2 protein-coding genes and 2 pseudogenes are annotated in these 3,712 nt (G+C 71.3%); 1 reads left to right on the top strand and 3 read right to left on the bottom strand.

Translation table 11 applies throughout. The features are described 5' to 3' along the window. Positions 1-193: pseudogene (locus tag GTW40_RS11165) on the top strand (hypothetical protein); the annotation flags it as partial. A 1-nt stretch (position 194) separates the two neighbouring features. Here the strand turns inward: GTW40_RS11165 and murJ are convergent. From murJ to GTW40_RS11150, 3 genes and pseudogenes are all read right to left on the bottom strand, one after another. Beyond that, positions 195-1,970, bottom strand: coding sequence for a murein biosynthesis integral membrane protein MurJ (gene murJ / locus GTW40_RS11160; protein ID WP_343245661.1), 1,776 nt, complete (start codon positions 1,968-1,970; stop codon positions 195-197). Positions 1,971-2,277: 307 nt separating this feature from the next. Next, complete coding sequence (locus GTW40_RS32595; RefSeq protein ID WP_202485716.1) at positions 2,278-3,351, bottom strand: LPXTG cell wall anchor domain-containing protein; 1,074 nt, start codon at positions 3,349-3,351, stop codon at positions 2,278-2,280. Positions 3,352-3,452: 101 nt separating this feature from the next. Then, positions 3,453-3,712, bottom strand: a pseudogene (locus tag GTW40_RS11150) (hypothetical protein); the annotation flags it as partial.

Below are 3,712 nucleotides of genomic sequence, written 5' to 3'. Positions count from 1 at the left end.
CGGGGCGGCCCTGCTCGCCCTGCTCGTCGCGGACGTGTCGGGCATGAGCAAGGCCGAGACGGAGCGCATCTGGCTGCCGTTCGCGATGTGGCTGCTCCCGGTGTGCGCGTATCTGCCCGGGCCCCGGGTCTGGCTCGGGGCCCAGGCGGTCACGGCGCTGCTGGTCAACCACCTGCTGCTGACCGGCTGGTGACTCAGCGGCCCAGGCGGCCCTTCAGCATGCCGAGGGCGGCGTTCACCTCTTCGACGCGGAAGAGGCGGGCGAAGACGGCGAAGAGGACGAGGAGGACCACGCCTCCGGCGGTGAGGGCGATGGCCGAGGAGAGGACGGCGTTCGTGGTGATGCCGGAGAGCCAGCGGACGAGGAAGCCCGCCGCCGCCGTCGCGGGGACGCAGGCCGCGATCAGGCGGAGGTAGGTGCGGGTGACGCGGCGGCCGTCGAGTTCGCCGCCGAGGCGCTTGCGCAGCCGGGTCCAGGCGACGCGGACGCCGGTCGCGTAGGCGAGGCCGTACGACAGGGCCATGCCCGCGACGGCCCAGCGGGCCGGGAGCAGCAGGTAGGAGGCGACGGACCCGGCGGCGTTGACGGCCGCGACGATCACCGTGTTGTAGAAGGGCGTGCGGGTGTCCTCGAAGGCGTAGAAGCCGCGGAGCACGACGTACTGCACGGAGTAGGGGACGAGCCCGAGCGCGAACGCCATCAGCACGAAGCCGATGTTGCGGGCGCCCTCCTCACCGGCACCGGCGTACAGCAGCTGGATCAGCGGGACGCCGAGGGCGAGGAAGGCGAAGGCGCACGGGACGATGAAGACGGCCGAGGAGCGCAGCCCCTGGGAGAGGTCGTCGCGGACGCCCGCGAAGTCCTCCTCGTGGGCGGCGCGGGAGATGCGCGGCAGGATCGCCGTCATGATCGAGACGGTGATGATGGCCTGCGGCATCTGCCAGAGCAGCAGGGCGTAGTTGTAGGCGGTGATGCCGGTGCCGGGGTGGCCCGTCTTCTCCGCCGCCGCGCCCGCCGCCGTGGCGAGCCGGGTGACGACCACCATGCCGGCCTGGTTGACCAGCACGAACAGGAACGTCCACTTGGCCAGGCCCAGCGCCTTGCCGAGACCCTGGCCACGCCAGTCGAAGCGCAGCCGGATGCGGAAGCCGGAGTCGCGCAGGTACGGCATCATCGCGAGCGACTGGACGGCGAGGCCGAGCAGGGTGCCGATGCCGAGCAGCCGTACGCCCTCGGGGCTGATGGAGGCGGCCGAGATGCCGGAGTGCCCGGCCGAGCCGAAGACCCAGACGAACGAGCCGAACGCCACGATGATCAGGATGTTGTTGAGGACCGGCGTCCACATCATGGCGCCGAACCGGCCGCGCGCGTTGAGGATCTGGCCCATCACCACGTGCAGGCCCATGAAGAACATGGTGGGCAGGCACCAGCGCGCGAAGGTGACCGCCACGGCCAGCTGGTCGGGGTGGGACGCCATGGACGGCGACATCAGGCGGATGAGCCAGGGCGCGGCCACCACACAGATCGCGGTGACGGAACCGAGGAGCGTGATGACCAGGGTCATCAGACGGTTGGCGTAGGCCACGCCGCCGTCGTCGTCCTCCTTCATCGACCGCACGAGCTGCGGGATGAAGACGGAGTTGAGCGCGCCGCCGCCGACCAGGACGTAGATCATCGTCGGCAGGGTGTTGGCGACCTGGTAGGAGTCGTTGAGCGTGCCGACGCCGAGGGCCGCGCCCATCACGAGGGTGCGCAGGAAGCCGGTCAGCCGGGAGACCAGGGTGCCCGCGGCCATGACGGCGCTGGACTTGAGGAGTCCGGCCGCCTTGCCGCCGGACTTCTTGGCCGGCGCGGCCACGGGGGCGGCTTCGGCCTGCGGGGCACCGGATGCGAGGTCCACCCGGCGGATCTGCAGGGTGGCGGGATCACCCCCGCCCACGACCGGTCCGCCGACGGCCGGTCCACCCACCGTCGATCCGCCCACCGTCGATCCGCCCGGGGTCAACCCGCTTCCCGCCGCACCGAATTCGCTCTCGCTCCTGGAACCCACGCTGATCCTCTCCCGGCGGCACGCCGAGCCACACGACGACGACCACGCTGCCGACGGCTTGACGACACGTCCGGCCAGGTCTGATGAACGCCGGAACCAGGGGCACGGTGGCGCGGTTGACGGCGGAGGGAAGAGTACCGGTCGTACGGCGCGGGGCCTCGCCCACCGGTGGGTGGACGAGGCCCCGTGTGCGCGTACGGCGCTGCCGGGCGCCGGGAAACGACGGTTACGCGACGATGCCGGAACCGGCACCCTTGCGACGGCGGACGGCGAAGACCGCGCCCGCGCCCAGCGCGACGGCGGCGCCACCGCTCAGCGCGAAGAGCGGCAGGACCGAGCTGGCGCCGGTCTCGGCGAGGTGGCCCTGCGGGGAGATCTGGGTGTTGCCCGACGGCTTGGCCGGGAGCGGCTTGCGGCCGCCCTGCGGCTTGGCGTCGGTCGGCTTGCCGGGGGCGGCACCGGCCTTGAGGACGTCGAACTCGTAGAAGTTGTCGTCGCTCGACTGGACGCAGTTGCCCTTGTCGTCGGCGTACATGCCGACGCTGACGGCGAAGCCGAAACCGGCCGGGGCCTTCGCGTCGACGGCCAGACGCAGGTCGATGGAGAAGGACTCCTTCGCCTGGACGTCGGTGTAGCCGAGGTAGCCCGCGTCGTCGCTGTCCATGTCCAGGGAGATGTCCGTCCACGCGCCGGTGGTCGGGTCCTTGTACTGGAGGGTGAGGTGGTTGTCGGAGAGGTCGTCCTCGCTCACGGCCGCGGCGAACACACCGAGGTCGACCCGCTTGTAGGCGTGGTCGCCGGTGTTGTTCACGTTCAGCTTGAAGTTGTGGAACCCGCTGCCCGCCACGATCTTCGACGGCAGGCCGGAGAGGCTGGTGCGCAGCTTGTTGTCGAACTTCGGCTCGGTGTCCTCGTCGCACTCGGTCGGGAACGCGGACGCCGACGCGGACGGCGAGGGGCTGGCGGACGGCGACGCGTCGGTGGACTTCGACGCGTCCGCGGCCGGGGTGGACGCCTTGGTGTCGGGAGCCGTCTTCTCGGTGCCCGAGGTGGTCTCCTCGGTGCCCGCCGTCGTCTCCTCGGAACCCGGGGTCGTCTCCTCCGTGCTCGCCGTCGTCTCCTCCGTACCCGGAGTCGTCACGGTGGTGGACTGGCTCTCCTCCGTCGACGTCGACGTCGACTCGGAGGACGTGGCCGCCGGCACCTCGTCGGAGGCGTACGCGACCGGGGCCGCCAGCAGCACAGCGGGGGCGATGGCAGCCGTGGCAGCGGCCAGAGCCAGGGAACGGCGAAGCTTCATGCGAACCTCGGATGCGTGAGTGATCGGTGTGTTCGCAGAGATGACCGGTTACGTGGGTAAACAGTTGCCCACAGTCTTATGAGATTCTTAAGTGATCCGCGTCACAGGGTCGGGCTGTCCTTGCGCGGCCCCGGGACCGCCGGACGTACGCCCGAGGGCACCGAGGACTCGATCTCCGTCAGCAACGCGCGCAGGGCAGCCCGGACTTGGGGCATGTCGGGCGCGGTGTCGAGCGGGGCGGGGTGGGGGTCGAGACCGGCCAGCGCGCGGCGCGCCCGGTGCCAGGCCCGGCCGGTGTTGCCCTGGTGGTGGTCGGCGTAGGCGCGGGCGTAGCGGGCGAGGGCGGTGGCCCAGGCGTCCT

This window comes from Streptomyces sp. SID4985 (assembly GCF_009863025.1).
Lineage (GTDB): Bacteria > Actinomycetota > Actinomycetes > Streptomycetales > Streptomycetaceae > Streptomyces.
This window is presented reverse-complemented; position numbering and strand designations above follow the sequence as displayed.

What these genes read in the sequence shown, in the direction of transcription:
- GTW40_RS32595 (WP_202485716.1), bottom strand. Translation starts at nt 3,351, where the DNA reads ATGAAGCTTCGCCGTTCCCTGGCTCTGGCCGCTGCCACGGCTGCCATC.